The following is a 3,501-nucleotide window of genomic DNA, read 5'->3' as shown; positions in this document are numbered from 1 at the left end:
GCCTGGAGGCCGACGCTCACCGGCTCGGTCTGGGCCGGCACCGCGGGCTGCGGCTTGCGGGCCCGACGCTTGGTCGAGGACGGCGCGGCACCGTAGCCGACCAGCACCGCCTGCCGGCCCTGCGGCTCCTCGTCCTCCTCCGCGGTCACGGCGGGCGCCGCGGCGGCACCGGGCTGGTCCGCGACGGGCCCGGCACCCGGGTCGGTGTCGACCGAGATGATCACGGTGCCGACGTCGACGGTGGTGCCCTCGTCGAAGTTCACCGCGTGCACCACCCCGTCGTAGGGGATGGGCAGTTCGACGGCGGCCTTGGCGGTCTCGACCTCGCACACGACCTGGCCATCGGTGACGGTGTCACCGGGCTGGACATACCACTTGAGGATCTCCGCCTCGGTGAGGCCCTCGCCCACGTCGGGCATCTTGAACTCGCGGATGCGCTGCGTGTTCGCGGCGCCGGCGGTCCCTGCAGTCATGGTCACGACTCTCCTCAGCCCTCAGTACGCCAACGCGCGGTCAACGGCGTCGAGCACCCGGTCCAGCCCCGGAAGGTACTCGTCCTCCAGCCTGGACGGCGGATAGGGGGCGTGGAAGCCGCCGACCCGCAGCACCGGTGCTTCCAGGTGGTAGAAGCAACGCTCGGTGATCCGGGCGGCGATCTCCGCGCCCGAGCCGAAGAAGACCGGCGCCTCGTGGACCACGACCAGCCGGCCGGTCTTCTCGACCGAGGACTGCACGGTGTCGAAGTCGATCGGGGAGATCGAGCGCAGGTCGACGACCTCGACCGACTTGCCCTCCTCGGCGGCGACCTTGGCGACGTCCTCGCAGACCTTCACCATCGGGCCGTAGCCGACCAGCGTGAGGTCAGAGCCGGGCCGGGTGATCCGGGCCTTGTGCAGCGGGTCCGGGATCGACTCGGTGTCCAGGCGCGACTTGTCGTGGTAGCGGCGCTTGGGCTCGAAGTAGATGACCGGGTCGTCGCCGGCGATGGCCTGCTGGAGCATCCAGTAGGCGTCGGAGGAGTTCGAGGGAGAGACGATCTTGAGGCCCGCGACATGAGCGAAGAGCGACTCGGGGGACTCGGAGTGGTGCTCGACCGCGCCGATGCCGCCGCCGTAGGGGATACGGATGACGACCGGGACCTTGACCTTGCCCAGCGCCCGCGCGTGCATCTTCGCGAGCTGGGTGACGATCTGGTCGTAGGCGGGGAAGACGAAGCCGTCGAACTGGATCTCGGCGACCGGGCGGTAGCCGCGCAGAGCCAGGCCGATCGCGGTGCCGATGATGCCGGACTCGGCGAGCGGGGTGTCGATCACCCGGTCCTCGCCGAAGTCCTTCTGGAGTCCGTCGGTGACCCGGAAGACGCCGCCGAGCTTGCCGACGTCCTCGCCCATCACGAGGACCTTGGGGTCGGCCTCCATGGAGGCGCGCAGCGACGCGTTGATCGCCTTGGCGATGGTGATCTTCTCGTGGACGGCCATGGTCAGTTCCCCTCCGCGGCGGCTTCGGCGTCGGCGAACGACGCCTGGTAGGCGGCGAACTGCGCGCGCTCCTCGTCGACGAGCGCATGCCCGTCTGCATAGGCGTTCTCGAAGATCGCCATGTGGTCCGGGTCGGGCATCGCCCGTACGGCATCGCGGACCCGCTTGCCCAGGGTCTCGCTCTCCTCGTCGATCGCCGCGAGGTACGCGTCGTCGACGAAGCCCTCGGCCTCCAGGTACTTCCGCAGCCGCAGGATCGGGTCCTTGGCCTCCCAGGCCAGCCGCTCCTCGTCGGCGCGGTACCGCGTCGGGTCGTCGGAGGTGGTGTGGGCACCCATCCGGTAGGTGAACGCCTCGACGAGCATGGGGCCTTGGCCGGTGCGCGCCCGGTCCAGTGCCGCCTTGGTCACCGCCAGGCAGGCCAGGACGTCGTTGCCGTCGACCCGGACGCCGGGGAAGCCGAAGCCGCGGGCGCGCTGGTAGAGCGGGACTCGGGTCTGCTTCTCGGTGGGCTCGGAGATCGCCCACTGGTTGTTCTGGCAGAAGAAGACGACCGGGGCGTTGTAGACCGCGGAGAAGGTGAAGGACTCGGCGACGTCGCCCTGGCTGGAGGCGCCGTCACCGAAATACGCGATGACCGCGGAATCCGCGCCGTCCTTCTGCACGCCCATCGCATAGCCGGTCGCGTGCAGCGTCTGCGACCCGATGACGATGGTGTAGAGGTGGAAGTTGTTGCTGTTGGGGTCCCAGCCGCCGTTGTTGACACCGCGGAACATGCCCAGCAGGTTCGTCGGGTCGACGCCGCGGCACCATGCCACGCCGTGCTCCCGGTAGGTGGGGAAGACATAGTCGTCGTCGCGCAGCGCGCGGCCCGAGCCGATCTGGGCGGCTTCCTGGCCCAGCAGCGAGGCCCACAGGCCCAGCTCGCCCTGACGCTGGAGGGTGGTCGCCTCGGCGTCGAAACGCCGGGTCAGCACCATGTCGCGGTACAGACCTCGCAGTTCCTCGGGCGAGAGGTCGATCGCGTAATCCGGGTGCTCGACCCGCTTCCCTTCGGGGGTCAGCAGTTGTACGAGCTGGTCCTGCTCCGCCTCGTCCGGCCGGGCGCTGTTCCTGGTCCCGGACTGCGTCGCCTTTTTCGTCGGCGTCGCCTTTTTGGCGGTGGTGCGCTTGCTGCCGCCGCGGGCGGTTTTCCGCTCGGCAGTGCCTTCCACGGTCACGTGCTGCTCCTCCGTCTGTCCGGCCCCCGGGGTCCGCCGGTGGCCGTTTGCGGCTCACCCGGTATCCGATACGGCGCACGGGGTGTGTGCGAACGCGGCCGGATCCGGGTGGAACAAAGCGCCCCGGAGTGGCCTGCTCATTGCACGTTACCCATTGTCAAAGCCGAAGTGGAAATGGCGCTGACCTGCGATTTTGCTTGGATTTCCAAGTAAATCGCGAAGGCTGGGAACAACTCCTGGTCACAGCGTTGCAGGCCGCCGGGACAACGGCACGTTATATCGGTGACCTGGAGCACGGGAAGAGTTGATGTGTGAGACTGGGGATGTGCGCGAAGACGGAAAAATCACGGTTTTCCTGCTCGATGACCACGAAGTGGTCCGGCGGGGCGTCCACGAAATGCTCTCGGTCGAGGAAGACATCGAGGTGGTCGGCGAGGCCGGCACCGCGGCTGATGCGCTGGTCAGGATCCCTGCGACGCGTCCGGACGTGGCCGTGCTCGACGTCCGGCTCCCGGACGGCAGCGGTGTCGAGGTCTGCCGTGAGATCCGCTCGCAGAACGAGGACATCAAATGCCTGATGCTCACCTCGTTCGCCGACGACGAGGCCCTCTTTGATGCGATCATGGCCGGTGCGTCCGGTTATGTCCTCAAGGCCATCCGGGGCAGCGAACTCCTCTCCGCGGTCCGCGACGTGGCGGCCGGCAAATCACTGCTCGACCCGGTGGCCACCGCCCGCGTCCTGGAACGACTTCGCGACGGCAGCGCCGCGAAGGGCGACGACCGACTGGCGAACCTCACCGAGC

General features: G+C 68.6%; 4 protein-coding genes. 1 reads left to right on the top strand and 3 read right to left on the bottom strand.

The window, feature by feature from the left end; translation table 11 throughout:
* The 3 genes from AB0I03_RS26260 to pdhA all read right to left on the bottom strand — a co-directional run.
* Positions 1 to 473: biotin/lipoyl-containing protein (locus AB0I03_RS26260; protein WP_360417278.1), on the bottom strand; the 473-nt coding region annotated here is incomplete at its 3' end.
* A 21-nt stretch (positions 474 to 494) separates the two neighbouring features.
* The gene (locus AB0I03_RS26255; protein WP_067349365.1) at positions 495 to 1,478 is read right to left on the bottom strand and encodes an alpha-ketoacid dehydrogenase subunit beta; all 984 of its coding nucleotides are present in this window, start codon (positions 1,476 to 1,478) and stop codon (positions 495 to 497) included.
* A gap of 2 nt (positions 1,479 to 1,480) precedes the next feature.
* A complete protein-coding gene (gene pdhA / locus AB0I03_RS26250; protein WP_039634853.1) occupies positions 1,481 to 2,698 on the bottom strand; it encodes a pyruvate dehydrogenase (acetyl-transferring) E1 component subunit alpha in 1,218 nt (405 codons plus the stop codon).
* A 325-nt stretch (positions 2,699 to 3,023) separates the two neighbouring features.
* On the opposite strand from pdhA, the gene AB0I03_RS26245 reads away from it, so the two are divergent.
* Positions 3,024 to 3,501 (top strand): response regulator transcription factor (locus AB0I03_RS26245; protein WP_360417275.1); only part of this gene is annotated, 478 nt, incomplete at its 3' end.

The sequence above is a fragment of the Glycomyces sp. NPDC021274 genome, from assembly GCF_040641195.1.
Classification (GTDB): Bacteria; Actinomycetota; Actinomycetes; order Mycobacteriales; family Micromonosporaceae; genus Glycomyces.
This window is presented reverse-complemented; position numbering and strand designations above follow the sequence as displayed.

Bases quoted from the DNA above. Each gene is read 5' to 3' on its own strand.
- AB0I03_RS26255 (WP_067349365.1), bottom strand. From the start codon at position 1,478: ATGGCCGTCCACGAGAAGATCACCATCGCCAAGGCGATCAACGCGTCG.